General features: G+C 29.6%; 21 protein-coding genes. 6 read left to right on the forward strand and 15 right to left on the reverse strand.

Features of this window, described 5'->3' with window-relative positions; genetic code table 11:
• Positions 1-199: 199 nt before the first annotated feature.
• From htpG to CKL_RS10860, 5 genes are all read right to left on the reverse strand, one after another.
• On the reverse strand, positions 200-2,074 hold the full coding sequence (htpG, locus tag CKL_RS10840) for a molecular chaperone HtpG (protein WP_012102552.1): 1,875 nt from the start codon (positions 2,072-2,074) through the stop codon (positions 200-202).
• Positions 2,075-2,315: 241 nt separating this feature from the next.
• Entirely contained in the window at positions 2,316-3,626 is a 1,311-nt protein-coding gene (locus CKL_RS10845) for a DUF6179 domain-containing protein (protein ID WP_012102553.1), read from the reverse strand.
• A complete protein-coding gene (locus CKL_RS10850) occupies positions 3,623-4,099 on the reverse strand; it encodes a DUF6323 family protein (protein WP_012102554.1) in 477 nt (158 codons plus the stop codon). The genes CKL_RS10845 and CKL_RS10850 overlap by 4 nt, the downstream gene beginning before the upstream one ends.
• A gap of 194 nt (positions 4,100-4,293) precedes the next feature.
• Positions 4,294-5,274, reverse strand: a complete 981-nt coding sequence (locus CKL_RS10855; protein ID WP_012102555.1) for a D-isomer specific 2-hydroxyacid dehydrogenase family protein — start codon at positions 5,272-5,274, stop codon at positions 4,294-4,296.
• An 81-nt stretch (positions 5,275-5,355) separates the two neighbouring features.
• Positions 5,356-6,003: a TetR/AcrR family transcriptional regulator gene (locus CKL_RS10860; protein ID WP_423200917.1), complete on the reverse strand. Its 648-nt coding sequence runs from the start codon at positions 6,001-6,003 to the stop codon at positions 5,356-5,358.
• Positions 6,004-6,193: 190 nt separating this feature from the next.
• Between CKL_RS10860 and CKL_RS10865 the strand changes: the two genes are divergently transcribed.
• Genes CKL_RS10865 through CKL_RS10875 form a run of 3 tightly spaced genes read left to right on the forward strand, consistent with a single transcriptional unit; the run spans position 6,194 to position 9,618 of the window.
• Positions 6,194-7,240: an HlyD family secretion protein gene (locus tag CKL_RS10865; protein WP_012102557.1), complete on the forward strand. Its 1,047-nt coding sequence runs from the start codon at positions 6,194-6,196 to the stop codon at positions 7,238-7,240.
• 15 nt (positions 7,241-7,255) lie between these two features.
• On the forward strand, positions 7,256-8,431 hold the full coding sequence (locus tag CKL_RS10870; protein ID WP_012620599.1) for an ABC transporter permease: 1,176 nt from the start codon (positions 7,256-7,258) through the stop codon (positions 8,429-8,431).
• Entirely contained in the window at positions 8,428-9,618 is a 1,191-nt protein-coding gene (locus tag CKL_RS10875; RefSeq protein WP_012102559.1) for an ABC transporter permease, read from the forward strand. Before CKL_RS10870 ends, CKL_RS10875 begins: the two co-directional genes overlap by 4 nt.
• Positions 9,619-9,717: 99 nt before the next feature.
• Here CKL_RS10875 and amrS read toward each other — a convergent pair whose 3' ends face one another.
• Together amrS and amrA are read right to left on the reverse strand one after the other, a co-directional pair.
• Positions 9,718-10,575 carry an AmmeMemoRadiSam system radical SAM enzyme gene (gene amrS / locus CKL_RS10880; protein ID WP_012102560.1) on the reverse strand — a complete coding sequence of 286 codons (858 nt, stop codon included), beginning with the start codon at positions 10,573-10,575 and terminating at the stop codon, positions 9,718-9,720.
• A gap of 16 nt (positions 10,576-10,591) precedes the next feature.
• Positions 10,592-11,998: an AmmeMemoRadiSam system protein A gene (gene amrA / locus CKL_RS10885; RefSeq protein ID WP_012102561.1), complete on the reverse strand. Its 1,407-nt coding sequence runs from the start codon at positions 11,996-11,998 to the stop codon at positions 10,592-10,594.
• A gap of 186 nt (positions 11,999-12,184) precedes the next feature.
• Between amrA and CKL_RS10890 the strand changes: the two genes are divergently transcribed.
• Complete coding sequence (locus CKL_RS10890; protein ID WP_012102562.1) at positions 12,185-12,661, forward strand: DsrE/DsrF/DrsH-like family protein; 477 nt, start codon at positions 12,185-12,187, stop codon at positions 12,659-12,661.
• Between the two features lie 7 nt (positions 12,662-12,668).
• Here the strand turns inward: CKL_RS10890 and CKL_RS10895 are convergent, their stop codons facing one another.
• The 7 genes from CKL_RS10895 to CKL_RS10925 all read right to left on the reverse strand — a co-directional run bounded on the left by CKL_RS10895 (position 12,669) and on the right by CKL_RS10925 (position 19,754).
• Positions 12,669-13,292, reverse strand: a complete 624-nt coding sequence (locus CKL_RS10895) for a LysE/ArgO family amino acid transporter (RefSeq protein ID WP_012102563.1) — start codon at positions 13,290-13,292, stop codon at positions 12,669-12,671.
• 156 nt (positions 13,293-13,448) lie between these two features.
• Positions 13,449-14,915, reverse strand: coding sequence for an aminotransferase-like domain-containing protein (locus CKL_RS10900; protein ID WP_012102564.1), 1,467 nt, complete (start codon positions 14,913-14,915; stop codon positions 13,449-13,451).
• Between the two features lie 100 nt (positions 14,916-15,015).
• Positions 15,016-17,205 carry an HAD-IC family P-type ATPase gene (locus tag CKL_RS10905; protein ID WP_012102565.1) on the reverse strand — a complete coding sequence of 730 codons (2,190 nt, stop codon included), beginning with the start codon at positions 17,203-17,205 and terminating at the stop codon, positions 15,016-15,018.
• Between the two features lie 27 nt (positions 17,206-17,232).
• A complete protein-coding gene (locus CKL_RS10910) occupies positions 17,233-17,553 on the reverse strand; it encodes a hypothetical protein (RefSeq protein WP_012102566.1) in 321 nt (106 codons plus the stop codon).
• A 107-nt stretch (positions 17,554-17,660) separates the two neighbouring features.
• Complete coding sequence (locus CKL_RS10915; RefSeq protein ID WP_012102567.1) at positions 17,661-17,918, reverse strand: hypothetical protein; 258 nt, start codon at positions 17,916-17,918, stop codon at positions 17,661-17,663.
• 25 nt (positions 17,919-17,943) lie between these two features.
• A complete protein-coding gene (locus CKL_RS10920; RefSeq protein ID WP_012102568.1) occupies positions 17,944-19,257 on the reverse strand; it encodes an HMA2 domain-containing protein in 1,314 nt (437 codons plus the stop codon).
• Positions 19,254-19,754, reverse strand: a complete 501-nt coding sequence (locus tag CKL_RS10925; protein WP_012102569.1) for a hypothetical protein — start codon at positions 19,752-19,754, stop codon at positions 19,254-19,256. The genes CKL_RS10920 and CKL_RS10925 overlap by 4 nt, the downstream gene beginning before the upstream one ends.
• 199 nt (positions 19,755-19,953) lie before the next feature.
• On the opposite strand from CKL_RS10925, the gene CKL_RS10930 reads away from it, so the two are divergent.
• On the forward strand, positions 19,954-20,145 hold the full coding sequence (locus CKL_RS10930) for a hypothetical protein (RefSeq protein ID WP_012102570.1): 192 nt from the start codon (positions 19,954-19,956) through the stop codon (positions 20,143-20,145).
• Positions 20,146-20,226: 81 nt separating this feature from the next.
• Here the strand turns inward: CKL_RS10930 and CKL_RS10935 are convergent, their stop codons facing one another.
• On the reverse strand, positions 20,227-20,877 hold the full coding sequence (locus tag CKL_RS10935) for a hypothetical protein (protein ID WP_012102571.1): 651 nt from the start codon (positions 20,875-20,877) through the stop codon (positions 20,227-20,229).
• Positions 20,878-21,100: 223 nt separating this feature from the next.
• Between CKL_RS10935 and CKL_RS10940 the strand changes: the two genes are divergently transcribed.
• Complete coding sequence (locus CKL_RS10940; protein ID WP_012102572.1) at positions 21,101-24,073, forward strand: HAD-IC family P-type ATPase; 2,973 nt, start codon at positions 21,101-21,103, stop codon at positions 24,071-24,073.
• Positions 24,074-24,128: the final 55 nt, after the last annotated feature.

Genomic DNA, 24,128 nt, shown 5'->3' on the forward strand with positions numbered 1-24,128 from the left:
ATGATATACTTGCTGAGTTTATAGGAATTAAATATATATGTAAATACTTCAAAATTTGTATAAACTTATTTAGCTATTGATTAATAACATTTATAGTAGCATAAAAAATTAATAAATACAATAATAACTATAAAGCAAATTACAGGCAAAAAGAGAACCTATATTTCAAGATTCTCTCTTTTTTATATTATTTAAATCTTTATCTAATTAAAGAACACACATCATTTGCAAACTGTACAGGATCATCTACAGAGAGCCCCTCAATTAATAATGCCTGGTTATAAAGCACATTGGAAATCATTTTTAATTTGTCTTTATCCTCTGTAAATGCCTGTTTAACAGCATTGAACATTTCATGGTTTGTATTTATCTCAAGAATTTTATCCGCTTTAATATTTTGACTTTCTGGCATCATATTAAGTACTTTTTCCATCTCAATCGAAAGTTCGCCACTGCTTGCAAGACAAACAGGATGGGTTTTCAAACGTTTGGATGCCTTTACTTCCTTCACCTTATCCTTTAAAACTTCCTTCATAAAATCAAATAACTCTTTATTATCTTCTGTTTCCTTATCACTTTCCTTATTGTCTGATTCAAATCCCAAATCCTTGCTGGAGACAGATTTAAATTCTTTTTCGTTGTATTTTACAAGTATTTTAATGGCAAATTCATCTACATCATCAGTAAAATATAATATTTCAAAACCCTTATCTTTAACCAATTCAGTTTGAGGCAGTTTATCAATTTTTTCTATACTTTCTCCTGATGCATAATATATGAATTTCTGCTCATCTTTCATGCGAGATATATATTCATCAAGACTTACAAGCTTTTTCTCTGTGGAAGAATAGAACATAAGCAGTTCTTTAAGTACATCTTTATTCATTCCAAAATCAGAATACACCCCATATTTAAGCTGTCTTCCAAAGTTTTCATAAAATTCATTGTATTTTTCCCTATCATTTTTCATCATAAGTAAAAGTTCACTTTTAATCTTATCTTTTATTTTCTTAGCAATAAATTTAAGCTGTCTGTCATGCTGCAAAAGTTCTCTTGAAATATTAAGGGAAAGATCCGCAGAATCTACCAACCCCTGTACAAAGCCAAAATAATCCGGTAATAAATCAGCACACTTTTCCATTATCAGCACACCATTTGAATAAAGTTCTAATCCCTTTTGAAATTCCTTTGTATAGAAATCATAAGGTGTCCTTGCAGGAATAAAAAGCAAAGTATTATAGCTTGTTACTCCTTCTACACTGGCATGAATTGTTTTAAGAGGTTTTTCATAGCCAAAATGTTTATCCATATAAAACTGCTCATAATCCTCAGGCTTTAGTTCGTTTTTATTTTTTCTCCAGATAGGCACCATGCTATTTAAAGTTTCATCTTCAAAATAGTCTTCATAATCCTTGTCGCTGCCTTCTTTCAATTTACTCTTTTTCACCATCATTTTAATAGGATATTTTATAAAATCAGAGTATTTTTTTATTAAGGATTTTATTTTATATTCGTCTAAAAATTCACCATACTTTTCATCCTCTGTATCCTGTTTAATTTTCAGTATGACTTCAGTTCCCACATCTTCTTTTTCACAGCTTTCAATAGTATACCCTTCTACTCCCTTTGATTCCCATTTATATGCCTTATCTGAATTAAGGGCAAGGCTTTTTACCGTAACTAAATCAGATACCATAAAAGCAGAATAAAAGCCAACTCCAAATTGACCTATAATATCTACTCCTTCTTTCAATTCATTCTCATTCTTAAAGGCAAAAGAACCACTTTTTGCAATAGTCCCCAGATTATTTTCAAGTTCTTCTTCTGTCATGCCTATTCCCGTATCAAAAATTGTAAGTGTTCTGTTTTCCGTATCTGCAGTAATTCTAATATAAAAATCCTCCTTGTTAAAACTAACATTTTCATCAACAAGCGAACGATAATAACTTTTATCAATTGCATCACTGGCATTGGATATAAGTTCTCTTAAAAATATCTCTTTATTGGTATAGATAGAGTTAATAACTAAATCAAGCAGCCTCTTTGATTCTGCTTTAAACTGTTTTGTAGTCATTTTATCATTTCCTTTCTTTAATATGTAAAATGTATGGCTTTAAATTTTAATAACACATGGATCACATAAAATCTATGTAAATATACGTACTTTTCGTCCATACTATATTATTACATAGATACTATTTATGGTTTTCATATAACCTTTACCTTAAAGGTGTTTAAATTTATTTTTGTTAGCACTTATAATACTTGAGTGCTAATTTTATTTTAGCAATTATTTTTTCTTTGTCAATACATTTTTAAATTAAATTTTCCTTTAAATCTATTTTAACTATTATATTTTCCACATTTTTTATCTTTTTCTCTGGTAAACTCAATAAGAATTCAATAAAATAATTTTGCCATTCCGATTCCATATTATGCCTATATTTAATTAATTCTTCATAGGATAAATTCAGAGAATTACAGTTTAAATCATCATAAAACACTGTTTTCCCAAGTACAGCCAGGGACATATCATTAAGTGTGCTAAATACTTCTATATATTCACTGCCAAATAGACACTCAGAATCCAATAGATCTATGTAGTCTTCAAGGGACTTTAAATTTGAAGCTATAATATTAATTTTATCCTTAACATAGCTACATTCCATTATCTCCTCTACAATAGAGGCAAATTCATAATCATTCATTTTGCTGCCTTTTGTAAATACAATTTTATCTTCTCTGGATTTTTCCTTTTCTATAATGATCATATTTGACAGATTTCCATTATCATAAGCTTTTAAAAATCGTATTATAAATGGATTTTCATACCTTTTTATATAATCTATAAGCTTTTTATCTCTAATATTAAATTTAACGATTACCCCTTTAAAGATTTCCTTTAAGATACTTTTTAGTTCCTCTCCATTTTTTTCAAGTAAACTTCTTTTCATTATTTCCCTGTCATGTGGTGAAATTTCAAGAGTAATTTCATTGTTTCCACACAAAAATACAAAAATAGATTGCTCCAAAAGCACTTGAAATACATTGATTGGAGACTTTATAATATCGATTCTATATTTTCTACCATAATCCCTGAGTATTTTTCTAATGGAGGATTGTTTAAAAAAATTACAAAAATCAGTTTCCATTTTTAATTTTTCAATATACTGTTTTATATAAAAAATCCCTGTTAAATTCATATTGTCAAATGTAAGTGGGTAATCAATACTGCAGGGTATATCATAAGCCCCAAAGACCTCGTCATAATTATCAAAAAAGTCTTTTAGATTATCTATTGTATCATTATAAACCTCCAGAGGAATGTTGAGTTTATTTTGTTTTATATTTTTATAAAGCTTTCGGCACTCTTCAGTATATTTTTTAACAATTTCAACACCTTTTTTGTATATGAAATTAACATCTCCTGTATAAATTAAATCAGAACATATCTCTTTTTTTCCATAACACTGCATATAGGCATTTATAGAATAGTATATAGAACTTAAAATATTAAGGGCATTGTCCTCTTTTATAGAACTACTTTTTCCTTTTGTATACCTTATAATTAATTCTTTGAAAATTAAAGGAACACCTGCTTCCATACTCTTGGGCAAAGTCTTCAATACTCATCTCCCTCCTCATCTTCTATACTGATAAGTTCCCTGCCATTTCTAAAATTATTTACAATTCTTTCAATACCCTTTCCTTTCATAAGTTCCGTGGAACCATTATAAACCTTGTTAAAAAGAAATATTACAGCTTTAAATATTTCTTCATCTCCTAAAAAATCTGATGTGTGATTTTTTATATAATGGAATATTTCATATATATCATTAATATTTTCAACCAGATTGTGTTGATTTATATAAGGAGAATATGCAAGCTCTCTTACAATATATTTTAAAATATCCATATCAAGTTCCAATCTACCCTGGGCTTTCAAAGTAATATTTCTTGTTTCTATAATATCTTTTACATCCCATTCTTTAAGAAAAAGATTGCGTTTTTTAAGATGTTCATTTAACTTTAAGATTTCAGTGATGCCCTTTGATTTTTCAACATCATTAATAGAACTAAACATTTCGGGTAGGTTCATAATTATCACTCCTTAAAAAATAAAACAAAATACTTGACATATGATTCATAATATGATAAGATAATATTATGGTATAATTGTGTGTTTTGATATATTTTATTATAACACACTTAAATAGAAATTCAACATAGCGGCAGTTAATTTTGCTGTTTTTTATTTTCTAAGTATTAAAATTAAAGGAGGTTGCATCCTCCTTATATAACTTGCCAGGGATTTTGTTCCCCTTCCATAAATAAGGTACAACTTAAAATGGAGTTTTCTACCATATCGCTTACGGATTGATCCGTATAAAAGGCCGTATGGGGTGTAATAATTACATTAGGATAGGATTTTAAAATTGCCAACTGCCTATTATTTAATATTTCACACTTTAGATCATTGTAATATAAATCTGATTCGTGTTCGATAACATCTAAAGCCGCCCCTGCAATTTTTTTCTTTTCAATGCCTTCTATTAAGTCCTCTGTATTAATAAGGGAGCCTCTGGCTGTATTAATAATGAATACCCCCTCTTTCATCATATCTATAGAATTTTTATCAATGATGTGATAATTATTTTTTCTGGCAGGAATATGTAATGTAATGATATTGCTGCTTTTTAAAAGTTCTTCCAGAGATACATAGTCAGCATATTTTTTCACATCTTCATTCTCATGGGAACTATGGGCTATTATTTTACATCCAAATCCACTTAAATTTTTAATTACCCTTTGTCCAATTTTCCCCGTACCAATAACACCCACAGTTAAATTATGAAGTTCTCTCCCCTGTACACCTTTTAAGGAATAATCCTGCACACTTGTACATTGCATAATAACTTTCATCTTCCGTATTGTCATTAAAATTACCATGACTGTGTGATCTGCTACACTGCTTGGAGAATAGGTTACATTTCCTACATGCATATCCAATTGTCTGGCCTTTTCAATATCTATATGATCATATCCAATAGTTCTTGTAGATATAAACTTTACCCCCATTTCATGAAATTTTTCTACAAGTTCTCCTGAAACAGGGGTAGTAACTATGCTTACACATTGAAACCCTCTGGCCAGTTCTGCATTCTCCATATTGGGAGCATCATCACATAACACCACTTCAACTTTATACTTTTTACTGAATTCTTGAAAATACACGGTTTCATCAGCCCTATAACTATAAGCTAGTATCTTCATCCTCTTTCACCTTCCTTTGCTAGAGAATATTATACCATATTAATAATTCACGATGCACAATTATCTCATATTGTATATAATTCACCTTTGTTTTATACCGTTTATCAACAAATCACAGTATTCTTCTGTAATTTCATCTATAGACTTTTCATACTTTTTATATGCAGCATATCCTTTAGAAAATTCTGTTTCTGGTATATTAAGTTTTTCTATAATAAAATCCCTAAGCAGTACCATATTTCTAAATATATAAAATATCATAATGTTTTTATCCAAATCCATACGTATTAGCTTTTTGTCTTGCAGTATATCTAACATATCTATAAATTCTTTTCGATTCATGATTAAATATGACTTAAATTGACTGCTTTTACGGGCATAGAAAAGAAAGCTGGCATAATTGTAATACATAAAATCAAATTGTAGTACATGAAGTACAATTTTCTTTGAAAGAGTTATTGCATCTAATTGCTCTTCTTCCGGGTTAAAATCAGTTACATAAGTCAGCTGCTTGTTTAAGGTATAATCAATAAGAAATATATACAAATCCGTTTTATTATTAAAATACCTGTAGAAACTTCCTTTAGCAATTTTTAATTCATTTATAATTCTATTTAAGGAAGATGACTCAAAATCCTGATTTGCAAATTCTTTAATAGCTACCTGTATAATTTCTTCCTGCCTTTCTTCTGGCAAATTAAAAAAGGTTTTACTAGGCAAGTTTACCACTCCTAATTTTATAATTTTATAATTGATAAAACTTAAGTAAAATATATCCAATTATGTAATCTCTTCAATATCAATTATAACATTTATGAAAAAGTTTTCTAGTATTGACAATGTAAAGGGTGTAATGGTATAATCTACTATGCTGACCGAATGGTCGCGACTTATAATTCTCATTTAGGAGGTTTTTTCTATGAAAAAAGGAGGCTTAGTTTTCACATTCCTAGTTATAATAATAAGTTTTTTTACAGGATGCGGTAATATAGCTGCATTAACTGGAGATGATTTAACACAAAAAAGCAATTCTAATTTAATCGTTCAGGGAAATATAGAAACCAAGGAAGTAAATATAAACTCTAAAGTTGCAGGAAAAATAACAGCTATAAAGGCAGATGAAGGAGACAGTGTAAAAAGTGGACAAGTTTTAATAACTATAGACAATAGTTCATTGGTTGCAAAGGAAGCCCAATCCCAAGCTGAAATTGAAGCGGCCACCGGACAAATGAAAGCAGCCCAGGCAGCAAAAGAAGCAGCTCAGGCTAAACTTTCACAGGCTCAAAATGGAGCAAGACCAGATGAAATTGCTTCCGCCAAATCCCAATACGATTTAGCTAAAGCTACATATGACAGAATAAATACATTATTTCAACAGGGATATACAACCAAAGAAAATTTAGATAAAGCTGAAACATCTATGAATGTAGCAGAAAATCAATATAATATTGTTAAAGATGGAGCAAGAACTGAAGATATAGCAGCATTACAGGCACAGGTAAGCCAGGCAGATGCAACAATACAAGCATATCAGGCTCAAATTAAACAAGCCCAGGGTGGAAAAAGTGAAGTACAAAGTTATATAACAGATACTACAATTACAGCACCGGCAGATGGAATTATAAATCAAAGAAATGTAGAAGTTGGTGAACTGGTGTCCACAGGTATGCCCCTCCTTGTAATAACAAATACAACTACTCCATGGATTGAATGCAATGTAAAGGAAACAGACCTTTCAAAGGTAAAATTAAATCAAACCGTTTCAGTAAAACTTTCAAGTTATCCTAAACAAAAATTTAAAGGTAAGGTAGTAAGAATAAATGAAAAACCGGATTTTGCAGTTAAAAGAGCTACAAATGACAACGGAGATTTTGATGTATTATCTTATGGGGTTAAGGTTGAATTGACATCTGTAAACAAAACCCTTTATCAAGGTATGACAGCCTTTGTTGATTTTGGAAAGTGAAGTGATTGACTCATTATGAAGGGTAAAATATTGAATTTTATAAAAACAAGTTTAAAATTAAAACAAGTTTTCATCTTTATTTTCTTTATATTTGTAATTCCTATTGCCAGTAGTTTCATTCTAGGAAATGAAATGCATGAAGGTGAAATCAAAAATATTCCAACCATAATTGTCGATCATGATAATTCTTCCTACAGCCAGATGCTTGTTAAAGAAATAAAATATAATGAAATATTTAATGTAAATAATTATGGTGAAAATGATTATGATGTTAAGACTTCAATAGAAAATGGTAAAGCCTCAGTGGGTGTTATTATTCCTCAATCTTTTTCAAAAGATTTAACAGAAGGAAATGCCCCTAAAGTTCTTGTATTTTATGATGGTTCACAAATGTCAATTACCAGTGCTGCTAAATCCAGAATGGATGAAATACTTTTATCTATAAAAACGGCGTACATACAGCAAACTATGCAGGGAAAGCTTGGAATAATGCCAGAGGTATCCAGAAATTATATAATGCCCATGTATTTTAACTATAGAATTTTAAATAACCCTGCTAGAAATTACAGTAACTTTTTAAATATAGGAATGCTGATTTCTATTGCTCAAGTGTGTATTGTAATGCTTGGAGCAGTTATTCCAAAAAAAGAAAAATACTATTTACCTATATGGATTAAATCTATTTTAGCAGGCTTGGCAGGTGCAGCTTCCATCCTGCTAACCTTATGGATACAAGTGAAATATTTTGGAGTGCCCTTTAGAGGGACATCTAAAGAAGTTATTATACTAACCACATTATTCTCTGTTGCAATAGCAAGTTATGGCGTTTTGGTAAGGCTTATCATAACACAAGAGTTGCTTTCAATACAAATTAGTGCAGTAACAGTGCTGCCTACAAGTGTACTTGGAGGATATACTTTTCCACTACTTGCAATGCCCAAATTTTTTCAGGATTTATCAAATATCCTTCCCTTCGTGCATTATGCAGATCCTATGAGAAGACTATTCCTTTTAGGCATAGAAATGAAATATATCACTCCAGAAATAATTTGGTTTATGAAGTTTATACTTTATATGTGGTTATTTTCTTTGGGAGTATTCTACATAAAGAAAACAATCAAAAAAGTAATTACCAATACTAAAGACAATGAAAATAACACCCAAAATACTGGAGAGGTGGTAAAGGTATGATTAAAGGAGAATCTATTAAAGTTACAGCAGAAAAAATAAAGAATATTGGAATCATTATAATAACACCTATTTTTTTCACCTGTCTTTTCTGTTCAGTATTTAGCAAAGTGTTTGTTGAACAAATACCTCTTGGTATTTTAGATTTAGATAATTCCTCCACTTCCCGAACTATTACAACACAATTTCAAGATCATGCAGGTTTTAAAGTTGATTACTACGCTCAATCCTATGATAATATCAATGAAAAATTAAAATCCGGAAAAATTCAAGCAGCTATTATAATACCAAAGAATTTTGGCAGGGATGTATCGGAAATGAAGGCTCCAAAAACTATACTGTTAGTGGATGAGACCAATATAGTTATAGGAAATAATGCATTATCCTATGGCAGTGCCATATTAAATACTTTAAATGCAAAAATTCAGCTCAATGTTCTACAAAATAACAACATGATGCCTTATGTAGCCCAGCAATCAATTAGTTCTTTATCTTTTGTTGAGCGTATACTATATGATCCACAGATGTGTTATGGTAAGTATTTAATTTATGGTCTTATAGCAGTGGTAGTTCAACAATGTTATTTAGCTGTAATAACACCTATTTTAATTGTGGAGAAATCCAATATAATAAAAGTTAAACTTCGTTCAAAAAAAGGATTAAAAAAGGTGGCAGTTATCTGCTTGAGAATTTTTTTATGTATATTATGTGCTTACATAGGATTTGCCATCAGTTTATATTGTGCTGGAAAATATTTTAGTATGCCTCTTAGAGGAACTATAGTAAATTATTTTAAATTGATAACCATATTTATTACAAATCTTACTGCAGTATCCTTTATATTGTCTATAATTTTCAATAAGGTTTCATACTTCACCAGATTCTCCATGTGTTTGTCTGTTCCAACATTTCTTACTGCAGGTTATACCTGGCCCGGATATATGATGCCTGGCGGATTTAGTCATATTGTTAAAGTCCTATGGCCTATTATATATACAGCAGATCCTTTAAGATCCATAAGTTTAAAAGGAACAAATAATATGGAATTTTTACTTCCATATATACAACAAGGAATTCATTATGGATTAATATGGCTTCCCATAGGAATATTACTTTATATTGTTAAAATTATAATACTTAAATATATGTATAAGAGGTTTCCTATTTCCATAGAATTATTAGAACATTAATAAATATCAAGAACAGCTTTGCCTTAAGATGATCCTTTACTATGAAATGAAAAGAAGCAGGTGGTTACAATAGATAGAAGTATTTCAAATTGTAATATCTTAATATATGTTTCCTAAAACTACTCTATTTAAATATTTTCTTCCCACTGCTTCTGCTTCTTTCATGAAGTTTATATCCGTAGGAGGATTTTTAAATTTATACCTTGGAAAATATCTTGAAAGATGCAGAGGAATATTATTATCTATAGAGCTTAAGAACTTTGAAATACTTTCCACTTCCTTTAAATCATCATTTTTTTCACTTACCAAAAGTGTGGTAATTTCAACATGGCAAACTCCTGCGGCTTTTTCAATAGTTTTTAGTACCGGCTTTAGACTTCCCCCGCAGAGATTTTTATAATACCTATCATTAAAACTTTTTAGATCAATATTCATGGCATCTATATAATGAAGAAGTTTATCTAAAGGTTCCTCGTTTATATAGCCATTAGTAACAAGTACTACTTTCAAATGGGGCTTTTTTTCTTTTAATAGTCTGGCACAATCATATACATATTCATACCATATTGCAGGTTCATTATAAGTGAAAGCTATGCCTATATTATTCTTTAATTTCACTGCAGTTTCCATTAAATCTTTTTTAGATATAAACTCACTCTTAGCTCTGAACTGGGATATAGTATAATTTTGACAAAAATCACAGGTGAAATTACATCCAAAGCTCCCTACTGAAAAAATATAGCTGTGCGGTTTAAAGTAATGAAGAGGCTTTTTCTCTATAGGCTCCAGTGCCCCAGAGGTAATTTCTCCATAATTTATAGTAAAAAGTTTTCCTCTTTCATGTATTCTCACATTACACTTTCCAAATCCCCCCTCTTCAATTACACAATTGTGTGGACATAAAAAACAGTGAACCCTATCTTTAAATTTTTCATAAAATAAAGCTTCCACCTTCATAGCATCACCCTTCTTCTCAATGTTCTTTATAACGAACCACTTTAAACCTTTCTATTTTATATTCTTCATCAGGTTTTATACCTGCCTTTTCCAGAGCAATTAAAAGCTGTTTTTCCACTGTATCTACCCCTTCTAAATTAGGAAGCAAAAGTCCCGTTTTTCTCCCTTTTCTCACAATGACACCATATTGCTCCGGATCCAATTCTTCCTTACAAGAGGGTTCAGGTTCTGTTAAAATATCCACTGAAAACACAATATCTAAAAGTTCCTCTTTTTCCACTTCATAAAATCTTGGATCATTGAAGGCCGCTTCAACAGCATTACGTATAATTTCTTCTGCCACATTATCTGCAGCAGGGAATATTGTACCTATACATCCTCTTAAATCTCCATATTTTTTTAAGGACACAAATACTCCTCTTTTAACATTTATCATTTCATCTGTTATATAATCCGGAATTTTTTTAAGCACTCTTCCCTTATTTAAATAAAATTCAACACTTTCTCTTGCAAGTCTTACATAGGGATTGCTTTCCTCTTTTCTCTTTTCCAGGGCATGACTTTGAAGTAATTCTAATTGCTTTAATTTTGAGGTATCCTTTGATAACACATTAAACCTCATCACTCCATAACCCACTCCAAAAGTTCCCTCATAACTTAAAAGTTCCCCATTAAATTTACTCTTATCTAAAGCTCCCAGTAAGGTTAAAACAGAATTTCTCCCACACTCTGCTGCATTAGCTATATTCTCCCTATCCATATTAAAAATATCCTTCACATATCCATCTTTTAAATTTTCAAGAAACTCCATATCAAATTTTTCTCCAAAAGGACTGTACCCATAAGGTCCTTCTTCTTTTAATTTATGGGATAAGTCTCCACTTGCTATAAATACAACTTCTTCTCCTGACTCTTCTACTGCTTTATTTATATACATGCCAAATTTATATAGATTAATATCACCTAAAGGTGCATAAGTTATGTGTACAAGTTTATAGTCCTTATAGTATTTATCAATAAAATACAGAGGAACTATAGCTCCATGATCTAAATAAATAGAAGTATTATATTTATTTAAAAGAGAATTGGTAGCCATTACAACAGGTATATGATTTTTATATGAAAGTTCATATATTTTACTGGTAATGGATTTGTTAATTTGTAACTCCATAGAAATGCCTGATGCACCAAAGTTTTTTAAATCCCCTGATATTTTATTTTCATAGCTTAAAGAAATAGCATCTTTAAACATGACACCATGGGGAGTCACAAGTATAATGGTATCTGGAGCCTTTTTGGCAATCTCTTTTCCTATTACATTAAAACCATCACCGGTATTACCAATCCTTTTCTCCTGCCCTTTTCCTATCTCTGGAATTACAATGGGGGGATGGGGCAGTAAATAAAATCCTTTTAAGCTCAAAGAATCACCTCCATAAATAATATTTACACTTTTCTATAATAATATTAGAAAATTAAATATTATGCAATATATAACCAATAAGACAGTTACATAAATTAATTTTTGAATAAAATTTTTCATAAAACTCAAACTAACTTTATATGATGTGTAAATTACTATATTTTATAAAATTAAGGGGTGTTTCATTTGAACAAAAAATTAAATCTACTTATATTTAGCGGAGATTATGACAAAGCTCTTGCGGGACTGATTATAGCCAATGCTGCCAGAGAAATAGACATAGATGTATCAATATTTTTTGGTTTTTGGGGACTTCTCCTGGTACGTGATCCTAAAGCCCCTCCTTGTGAAAATAAAACTGTTTATGAAAAAATGTTTTCCATGATGACGCCAAATGGCATTGAAGAACTGCCATTATCTAAAATGAATTTTAGCGGCATAGGGAAGGAAATGCTTAAGGCCATGATGAAAGAAGAAGATACTCCAAGCATCACAGCTTTTTTAAAAGGAGCCATAAAAAAAGGAGTAAAATTTTATGGTTGTAAACTTTCAGTAGAAATTATGGGATTTAAAAAGGAGGAACTTCTTCCTGAAGTCGAAATAATCGAAGCAAAAGATTATTTAAAAGATGCCGTTAATTCAAATATGCAGTTGTTTATCTAAATATAATTTATGAATAAAATATAAGTTTTAAAAAATTGTGTCCTAATTTTACTCCATAAAAAATAACCACACTGCCGCAAATTATACTTATTTTCCCAAGTATATTTTCATTGAGATTATTTTTAAAAATCGAAAAAACTGTGGCAAGAAAAATAAACCATATAAAAGATGCCAGGCATACTCCGGTAATAAAAAATTTACAGGCATATAAAGGCATGGATGCCCTAAAGCCCCCCAGCAGCAGTGAGCCATCTATTATAGCCTGAGGATTAAGCCAGGTTACTGTAAAGCAGGCCGCCACCAATTTACATAAGGGCATGTCTACATTTATATTATCCTTTGACAGTTGAGGCTTGGACTTAATAAGTAATATTCCTATATAGATAACAACAATAGTTCCTAAAAGAAAAATCAACAGCTTTAAAAAATAAAAATTATCTATAAGTATACCTATTCCAAAAAAACTTGCAACAGATAAGGTTATGTCAAAAAATATAGTAATAAATGCTGTTTCATAAGCTCTTCTTTTATCCATAGCCACAGCTGTATTTATCACGTATAAATTTTGCATTCCTATAGGTGCCACATAGCTAATTCCAAGTATAAATCCTTGTATTAAATATTTCATCATAATTATCTTCCCCTTGTTGAATTGATTTTTTAGTGTCTTAAAAGAGACATATTACAAATTATAATAGTAATAGCATCTGTTATCTCCATCCAAGAAAATAAAACTTATGCCAACCAAACACACAAAGATAGTTGTTAAATCTTAAAATCACTTGATTTAACAACTATTTTGTTCTTTTTCCAATTTTCTAATTATATGGGATAGTTTTTTAAGTCCCATTTCCATTTGATCCATTAAAGCATAAGAATAAGATATTCTCAGATTTTGATTATTAGAAAAGCTATACATGCTTCCAGGATTAATAAGAATTTTTTCTTTTATTGATTCTTGGAATAATTTATTTATAGATATATTGGAGTTTAATTTAAGCCATATGTAAAATCCACCTTGGGGAATATTCCATGAAGCTATGTCTTTAAAGTTATCCTTTAGAATTTCTATAGTTTTATCTCTACGAAATTTAAGTTTTCTCCTGAACTCTTTAAGATGTTCCTCATATAATCCACTGCTTATCCACTCCATTAACACCATCTGAGATATAGAACTGGAACCATAATCAGTTTGCATTTTTATATCCGCCAGTCTTTCTATTACACTTTCAGGGCCTACAATCCATCCAATCCTAAAGCCGGGCGCAAGACATTTTGAAATACTACCAAGATACAGTACATTTCCATTTTTATCTCTACTCTTAAGAGGCATGGGAGGAGATTTTTCTATCCACAATTCTCTATAGACATCATCTTCTACAATGGGAATTCTTAAATCCCCGCAGTATTTTAAAATTTTTATACGCCTATTTTCACTCATTACAATTCCTGTTGGATTATGAAAGGTAGGAATGGTGTATAACATTTTATCAGCATTCTTTCCTCCATTTTTTTGTATTTCTTCCAGAATAATTCCTTCACCATCCATTTTCAAACCGGTCAGATTCATTCCAAGAGATTGGAATATGTGCAAAGATTTCAAATAGGATGGATCTTCTACCAATATTTTAGATCCTGGAGGTAAAAGGGATAGTGATATAAGCTGCAATGCTTGAAGTGCTCCAGAAACAATAAGTATGGAAGACGGCGGTACTTGTATTCCATATTTTCTCATATATTCACTAATTACCCGTCTTAATTCCAACAACCCTTTTGCTTCAAGATAACCTAAAGAAGTAATTCTATTTAAACATCTATTTAAAACTTTATTCATCATATGCCTGGGAAATAAATCAGGACCTGGTTCTCCTGTTCCAAGTCTAATTATATTCTCTGTGTATTCCAATCTATTAACCATTTGAATGGTACGGAGATTAGGCTTATGAATACTTCCTTCAATATAATTCTTCCAATTTAATTCTGGTTTTGAAGAAAGCAGAGACCACGTATTATTTATTATTGTAGTACCTCCTCCTTTATTGCCTTCAATAAGTCCCCTACTTTTTAGCTCATCCAAAGCTTCAACTATAGTACTTCTGTTTACCTCAAATATCTCTGCAAGTTTTCTTTGAGAAGGAATTTTAGTCCCTATGGCAAAGTTTCCTCTGGCTATTTCACTGATTATATAATCTACAATTTGTCTATATAATGCTTTAGAAGAATTTTTGTTAGGTTTCCAATTAATATCTATCACTTATATTGCACCTTCTTTAGTCTAAACACTTACTACATAATATCATAAAGGTACATTTTTAAATATATGTAATTAAAATTTACTAAAATACTATTGATAATTAAATTTTGGGAAAAATCCATTTAATTCTTTCATTAAGAATTAAAACTAAAATGGAATTTATTGTATTTATTGATTTCGCAGCGAATACACTGAATCCTCCTATTAATGCAAAAGCGCCAAATGTAATATTATATAAATTTGCTATTTTAATATTCATATCTATTATTTTATAAGAACTTTTAGACAATGTAATTAAATCATTCAATCTACCCATATTATCTTCAAATATTATACAATCTGAATTTAACTTGATTTGATCACAGGATGAATCTGCAAAGCTCACGCTTACATCTGCAGCCCTCATTGCAGACACATCATTTAAACCATCTCCTACCATCATCACTATATTATATATTTTCTGCTTTTCTATAATCTTTACTTTTTCTTCATCATTACAATCGCCATAGATATTATTTATATCTAATGTATCAGAAACATATTTACCTCTGTCATAACTATCACTTGTCAATAAAGATAAATTTGTTATACCTTTAAGTTTAAGCTTAGGAATTAATTCGTAAGAACTATGCCATATACTTTCTCGCATTATGATTATGCCTGTAAGTTTGCCATCTAAGCTAATGAGAATAGGTGTATATAGCTTATTCTTATAATGTAAGTATTTATCCAGTACTTTATCTAAAGCTATGTTATTTTCCATGAAAAATTCATCATTTCCTATTAGAACTGTATGATTATTGTATACGGCTTTTACTCCTTTTGACGGTATCAATATGGAATTTTGTACATTTTCTAAGATATAATTATTTCTATAAAATTCATTTTCTACTAAAGAATCCTCAGCTACCTGCATTTTATCTATATTATGTAATTTTTGTAACTGACTTTTGAAAGTATTAGATATAGGATGATAATTAGATGCTTCACAGGATGAACATATTTTAAGTATAGCTTCATCAGTATAGTTTTTATCAAAGGACTGTATATCTATAATCTCCATATTTCCATAAGTTAATGTACCTGTTTTATCAAAAACTATACTGTCGGTATCTATAATTTTCTGAAAGGTGTTGGGATTTCTAAGGTATATATTATACTTACTCAATAAATGAATATAATTTTTTATTCCAGTATTTAAAGCTAATTCAGATGATTCCGGGCACAAAACCAATATTATTGATAAAACATTCAATATATCTCTTGTAAATATATAACATGTAATTCCTAATAAAGCAGCAATAACTACAATTCTATCTTGAAATTTGACTACTCTCTTATTTAAATTTAATTGTTCAAAAGAGATATCATCTTTATTTGACACCTGTGGAATTTTTGTTATGCGAACTTTTAAATTACCAGATAAAACTACAGTACCCTGGTATACTGTATTTCCTTTACTTATAGGAAATACAGTGGGTTGGCCTGTGCGATAAAAATTGCTAATGAAACTACTGCCATCTAAAACTTCTCCTTCCGCTGGAACTAGTTCACCCTTGTGGATATATATAATATCGTTTAACTCTACTGAATGAATTGAAGTTAACATCTCATCACCAGTACTTGTGATAATCCATGCGGTATTAGGAGGGGTAACCATATTATGCTTTAATAATTTCTGACATTTTAAGTCAGCAGATAATTTTATGTAATTGTTAAAATCAATTAAAGCAATTAATAATAAACCTTCTGTACTTTCTCTTAAAACAGTAAGACACATAGCCGCTAATTTTAAGATGAATTCTGAATTTAAATAAATATGTTTTGTAAACTTCTTATAAACGTTTTTGAGAAAAGGATATCCCGCTACAATAGTAATTGCAGAAGCTGTCCCTAACGCCCTTATACTACTGCTAATAAAAAATTTCCCAAATATAGAATTTTTAATTCTAAATAACAAATAGACTAAACCAGACCATACAAGTTTAGTCTTAACTTTATTTGTTTTTTGCTTAATCTCATAATATGAATTATAGGAATCCAGATTTTTAGAGTCATAATTTATTTTAGATGATAAAACTTGTTCTATACTATGTTTAATTAATTTCATATTTGTTTTTGCTTCATCATATACTATGAGAATACTTCCAGTATTGCAGCTTACATTACTATATTTTACTCCATATATATTTCCAATATATATATCCGTATATTTAGCTAATACTTTGTTTCTATAGATTTTATTAGTTTTAAATCTAATACGCCCAGGTAATATATTTACTTCTTTCAATTTTAAGATACAGCCTCCTTTTTAAAGTTAAAAATTATCAACTTTATCAGCTATACTTTCTAACTGTTTTTTTAACGCAGACATTTTATTCAATGTATGCCTTTGTTCTTCTAAAAATTTAAAATCCTTTTGTCTATCTATTTTAGAAACTGTATTACACATATTATTATTTTGCTTTTGCACTTCTATTTTTATTTCATCAATAAAACTTCTTGTATTTTCCTTAATTGCCAGAGTATTTCTTATTATTTTCATGGCCATAGGCCTTATATTATTTTTTACGTTGTGATAAAATCTATAGCTAACTAAACCAGCTGCAAAGCCATATAAAAATTTTTTGTTTAACATAATTAAAATCCTCCATGGGCAATTATTACAATTTTATTCTTTTATTGATTAAAGTTCTATGAATTTGATTCTACTCTATAAATAAGTGCTTTTAAAATTTATAATTATCAATGTTTAAACATTACTAACCTCATTATACGTTTATACAACTTCTTATTATTTGTCCTCTCAAATTCTTGGAAAAAGAAGTCATTAAAACTTTTTATGGAATTACACCACAATGTTAATATTTTCTCTTCAGAGGATGGATTATTTTTAATCTCCTCTAAACTAGAAATCAACAAATCTTGTAATATTTCTTTTACTTTATCTAAATTATTATTTAATAATACTAAATTAGCTGAATTATCCTTATTATCTTTCATACACTAACCCCTTGTGAACAATATTTTAGTATATTAATTTATAAAAATATAACTTGTGCTTCACATATGACAAATTATTATTTTTTTCGATATTATAAAGTTTTAATCTAAATTTTAAAGTTAAAATTGAAATCAAAGTATTAAAACTATAAAATATTATGGACTTTAATGGATTTAAATAATCCATAATTGATAATAACATTCCAATTATATTCAGTGTTAAAGCAACATTTTTAGTTTGAATATCTATTTCACTACAAAAATGACTTAGTTCTATTATTAAAGGTAATTTATCCATATAATTATATTTAAAATTAATATTACCTTTTAACATATCTGTCATAGCAGCATAATTCTTATATACGCATATAACCAGATCATGATATAAATATTCCTGAAATTCTCCTAAAAATTCATTTGTAACCAGAAAAGCTTCTTTTTCTTTTGTTTTATTATTAAAACCATAGTTAGCATTATATTTCAAAACCTCATAATCTAATATATCTATTCCCAAATAATAGCTAATATAGTTTATAACAACATTTTTACAATTTCCAATTATGGATATATTGCTAATTCCTAACAAGCGTATATTTTCTATAATTGATTTCATTCTATCAGAAACAGGATTCTCTAATTGCTTTAGTATTATAAGTTTCTCAAAATCCATTCTATCTAAATGTGATAATGATTTATTGTACTTATAAAACTTATTTAAAAATAAGCTGCTATCTATCAATAAAGTATTTACATCCTTTATTAAATAAAAAGAATGATAATCTTTAAAATATATACCATTATATTTTAGTTTGGATGATGCATAATAACATGAAACTAAAGCTATAGAAAATAAAATTCCCGGATAGCCTAAAATAAACACTGAAAAAGCTTTAGATATACTATTAGTAACTAAAAGTGTAATACCCGACATAATTAATGAAATATTTATTATCTTCTTAGAACCTATATATTCATTTCTATATATTTCTTTAGCCCGTTTTTTCTCAAATAATGATAGAGGATTTAATGCATGGAATATTATTTTACATAATGAACCATTATTTACATCTTCAGCAATCTTTAATTTACTTTTAATATTCAAACATTTGTCTAAAATAATTATAATTTCATTTTCAGATATATGGGCAGTATCATAATTAATAAGGACATTTCCAGTTACTTTACTTGGTTTAACAGAAAATATACCCTTTGATCTGATTAGTATAATTTTTATATTAAACGCTATTTTATCATTTCTAAAGAGATTAGATATATTAGCTCTAAGCCTTCCCGGTAGAGAGGATACAATTTTTATCCTGTTATAATTTAAATTGATCATTTTACACTTTCGGGTTCATCCATGTTAGCCATGTGTTTTTTCCTGCGTTGATACTGTACCTCCGCTACTATATCCTCTAATCCTTCTTTAGCTCCACAGGTTAGTTCAGTTACTTTATCCGTTACTGCAAGAACTGAAGCTATAGTTCCCACTGCCAGTTTTCTTAGAGGATTAAATATTATTTTTTTCATTGAAATATCAATTCTATCATCTTCAATATGATCATCATTTAATTTTTTATCCTTTATATTAATATTATCAAGCTTAGATAATATATTTTCAACATTTTTACTCATATGGCTAAAATTATCGTTCATAATTTTAATACTATTTTTTACATCCAGTTTATCATTTTGCAGCTCTTCTACTTTCTCGTTTATTTTACTATAGCTTTGCTGTAAATCAACAAGTTCCTGCTGCATTTTCTTCTGAAGCTCTTCAATTTTTTCTGTTGAACTGTTTTTTCCTTCCATTGAATGTGTCCCGTTATTATCCATTTGCTTACAACCTCCTTAAACTATATATATTTTATTATGCTCGGATCTTCTTTTTCTATACCCGAACAAGGTAATTTTAACCATAGAATATATCTGTAATAATTCATGATTTTATAAAATATTTTAGGCATAAATTAATATAATGAATGGCATTATATATAATATAAAATTTAAAATAATTAGTGTGGAGGAATTTAATATGAAAGTTCGCAGAGGAGCAATCCCAACCTTTCTGGGAACAGCAGTTACAGCTACTGGAGCTGCTTTAACAGCTATGGAAATAGTACCGTTGGTTGCCGCTGGAGCAGTTGGTTTTGGATTAGCACATATAGTCCTTGGAGGAATAGAGATGAGCAGAAATAAAAATAATAGGACAAAAAGGATGAATTAGATATAACGTTAATTTTCTTATCATTTTTATGACATTCACAAAGAAGCCTTTGACTACTGCCAAAGGCTCTTTACAATTTAATTATGCAATTGAAGCTATTTCTTCCATATTCTCAATGCTGTTTATAGATGTAATATATACTTTAATTAACTGGTTTCTTAAATTTACTTTTGTATTAATTAAAAATCCTTCTATTTGCTTGTAAATTAATCTCTGATGTCTCTCTATTTGATTTTGAAGATTATTGTTATGCAATATTTTTTTACCGGAAATTATTTTTTCACATAAATTATTTATCACTATGTTAGAAAATAATGCATCGAACATACATGAGATTGTAAAATCCATAATTTTTTCACTGACTTTTGTCACTATTTGAGTAGTTGTAAAATTCTTAATAGTATTTTCAAGAAAATTACCGAACTTATTGAAATCAAATGAATTTATACATTCATAATTTACACATATACCATTCATATTATTCTTAAATTGCTCATTAATTTTTAATATTATATTTTCTAAAAAATTTTTAATTGTTTCAGGAGATAATACCAGTTGCTGAAACATCTCTTTATTATGTACTAAGGGCTTATCAGCTATAATCACTGAATAAGTTTCAGCTGATTTTAAGCATTTCGAAAAGAAAATGTCTAATTCTTTTTCTATTAACAAAATATAAGTTTTTTCAAATTCACTTACATAATATTTAAAATAAATACTTGAATCTATCATAATTATCTCCTTTTATTTCAATAGTTTTATATCAAGTGATTCTTTTGGATTCAGGTGGAGTTCGATTATTGATTTTCATTTTACGCTAACAAGGTAAAAGCAATATAAAATCTATGTTAAATAAATTTAAAAATATTAAGGAATAGCTGGCAAAATATTGGGGAAACTTATTTAGATATATACTAGATTAACTTTAAATAAAGATAATGGGAGAGTGTTTTATATGTTTAACAATAGGGCAAATATCAAAAAATTAGATGACTACATTTTATATAAAAGAGTAAGAATGCCTGTCAAATCTGTATATAGAAATGAAAACATGTCAAAAAAAATAACTAATTTCATTATGTCTATTAAAGGAGTAGCTGAAGCAAAAGCTAATCCCATAACAGGCAAAGTACTTATAATATTTGATGAAAATATGGTATCAGAAAGCTATATAGAAAGCCAAATTAACATCTATATAAGAAAGTCAAAAATAAAATATAACTCTAATGTAATCAAAATCAATAGAACTTATGAGGAAATGTCAGAGTCTATTGCCTTTGAAGATATTAGAACTCCCCCACTTAGCAAAAGTACACCAGCTGACGGCCTAACAACATGGCATACCATGGATAAAAGCCAGATAGAGAATATGCTTAAAACAAATTTTCAATCTGGTCTAACCAATAAAACTGCAAAAGAAAAGATTAAAGAATTAGGCTTAAATGTTCTATCAGAAAAAAAGAAAAGTTCTTTAATTTCTAAATTTATAAAAAATTTAAATGAATTTTCAGTAAAGTTATTTTTAGGTGTTAGTGCTGTTTCATTTTTTTTAGGCCAAATACCTGATGCCATAGCTGTACTTGGTATAGTACTTATAGAAACCATACTTGGAACAGCCCAGCAGTATAAGGCAGAAAAATCTTTATATTCTTTAAAAGATATGCTTGTACATAAAACTAAGGTACTCAGAAATAGTAAAGAAATCCATATAAATGCTAAACATCTAGTACCTGGTGATGTTATCTTACTGGAAGCAGGAGACAAAATTCCCGCTGATGCTAGGATAATTGAATGTAATGATTTAAAAACTACAGAAGCTTCACTAACTGGCGAATCCACTGCTGTAGTTAAGTCCATAGATGCCTGTAACAAATATACTGAACTAGGAAACAGATATAATATGTTATTTATGGGCACCGATGTAATATGTGGAAGAGGAAAAGCAGTTGTAGTGGCTACAGGAATGAATACTGAAATTGGGAAAATTGAAGCAATGCTTCAGAACATAAAATCGGAGGCTACTCCTCTCCAATTGAAAATACAAAATTTTACTACAAAATTAACTAAGGTATGTTTAATTTCGTGTGCTGTTATCGGTTTTGGAGCACTGCTGGCTGGCAGAAGTCTAGCTCAAGTATTAACCATGGCCGTAAGCTTCTCCATGGGGGCATTGCCTGAAAGTCTTCCAGCTATTGTAACTGTTTCAATGGCTCTGGGAGTACAGAGAATGAGCAAACACAATGCAATTGTAAGAAGATTAAATTCAATAGAAACTTTAGGTTCTACTAATGTAATTTGCTGCGATAAAACAGGAACACTTACCATGAATGAGATGACAGTGAAGAGAATTTATACAGATAAATGTTTATACGACGTAACCGGTTCAGGATACAGTCCAAAAGGAGAAATTAACCTTATTGAAGGTGATCCAACAAAAAAGACTAGTTTGGAAAAATTGTTAACTGCAGGAGTAGTTTGTAATAATGCTTCTTTAGTAAATAAAGAAAATAAATGGATCATAGAAGGAGATCCAACAGAAGGAGCACTAATAACCGCTGCACATAAGCTGGATTTAGATGAATATGTAATAAGAGAAGCCAATCAGCGACTAAAAGAAATTCCTTTTGATAGCTACAGACGGTTTATGACAGTAGTGGTGGAAAACCCTGATGGGAAAACAGCATATTGTAAAGGTTCTTTAGATTGCATTATAGAAAAGTGTAAAACAATATATGATGATGAAGTTGAAAGATTGCTAACATCAACAGATAAAGAAAAATTATTATCTGTATGTGATGAAATGGGTGAAAATGCTCTTAGAGTTTTAGCTTTTGCATACAAAAAAGTAGGTAATAAATCTTCCGAAGATATTGATAATAATTTTGTCTTTCTAGGACTGGTAGGAATGGAAGATCCTCCTAAAGAAGGTGTTAAAAAGTGCATACAAAAATGTCATAATGCAGGTATTAAAGTTGTAATGATTACGGGGGATCATAAAAATACTGCATCTGCTATAGGGAGAGAACTGGGTCTATTAACTGACGGATTGGTTATGTCAGGAAATGAACTGGAGAATATGACTGAGGAAGAACTAGATTCTAAAATTCAAAAAATACAAATTTTTACCAGAACATCACCAGAACAAAAACATAGAATTGTAAAAGCCTTTAAGCGCTTTGGATATGTGGTTGCCATGGCCGGTGACGGAGTAAATGATGCACCAGCCATAAAAGAAGCCAATGTAGGTATAGCCATGGGAAGCAATGGAAGTGATGTGGCAAAAGACGTTGCATCTATAACCCTTGTTGATGATGACTTTTGTACTATAGTAAACGCCATTGAAGAAGGAAGAACTGTAAATAACAATATAAAAAATTCAATGAGATATTTATTGGCAGGCGGCATAGGTGAAATAATAGCTATTGCATTAGCTTCAACTGTAGGAGGAATTTTGCCTCTTATATCCATACAAATATTATGGGTAAATGTAATTTCAGAAAGTATTCTAGGCTCTGCACTGGCAACAGAACCTTCCAGTGAAGAAGTTATGGATAATCCACCTATAAAAAGATATGAACCATTAATTGATAAGAAACTAGGATCACAGATTGTTAGAAGAGGTATTGGAATAGGTTTAACCACTTTCGCAATATTTGAAGGTTCCATATTATTAGGTGCTGGATTAAATAAGGCAAGAACTTTAGCTTTTTCCAGTTTAGTATGTTCTCAGCTTGCTAATGTTTATGATTGTAGAAGAAACAAATCAACGCTGCCTAATAGGTATACTAGTATTGCATCTGCTTCTTCCATAGCTATGCTGCTAGGTACCATATACATACCATTTTTAAATCCTTACTTTGGAACCCAAGCTCTTACTCTAATGGATTGGGGGGCAATAGCTGGGGTAACTATGCTCAGCAGGATATAAAATTATATAATGCTTTATATTAACTAAATCAATTGTTAATTAAAAAATAAATGCT

The organism is Clostridium kluyveri DSM 555 (assembly GCF_000016505.1).
Lineage (GTDB): Bacteria > Bacillota > Clostridia > Clostridiales > Clostridiaceae > Clostridium_B > Clostridium_B kluyveri.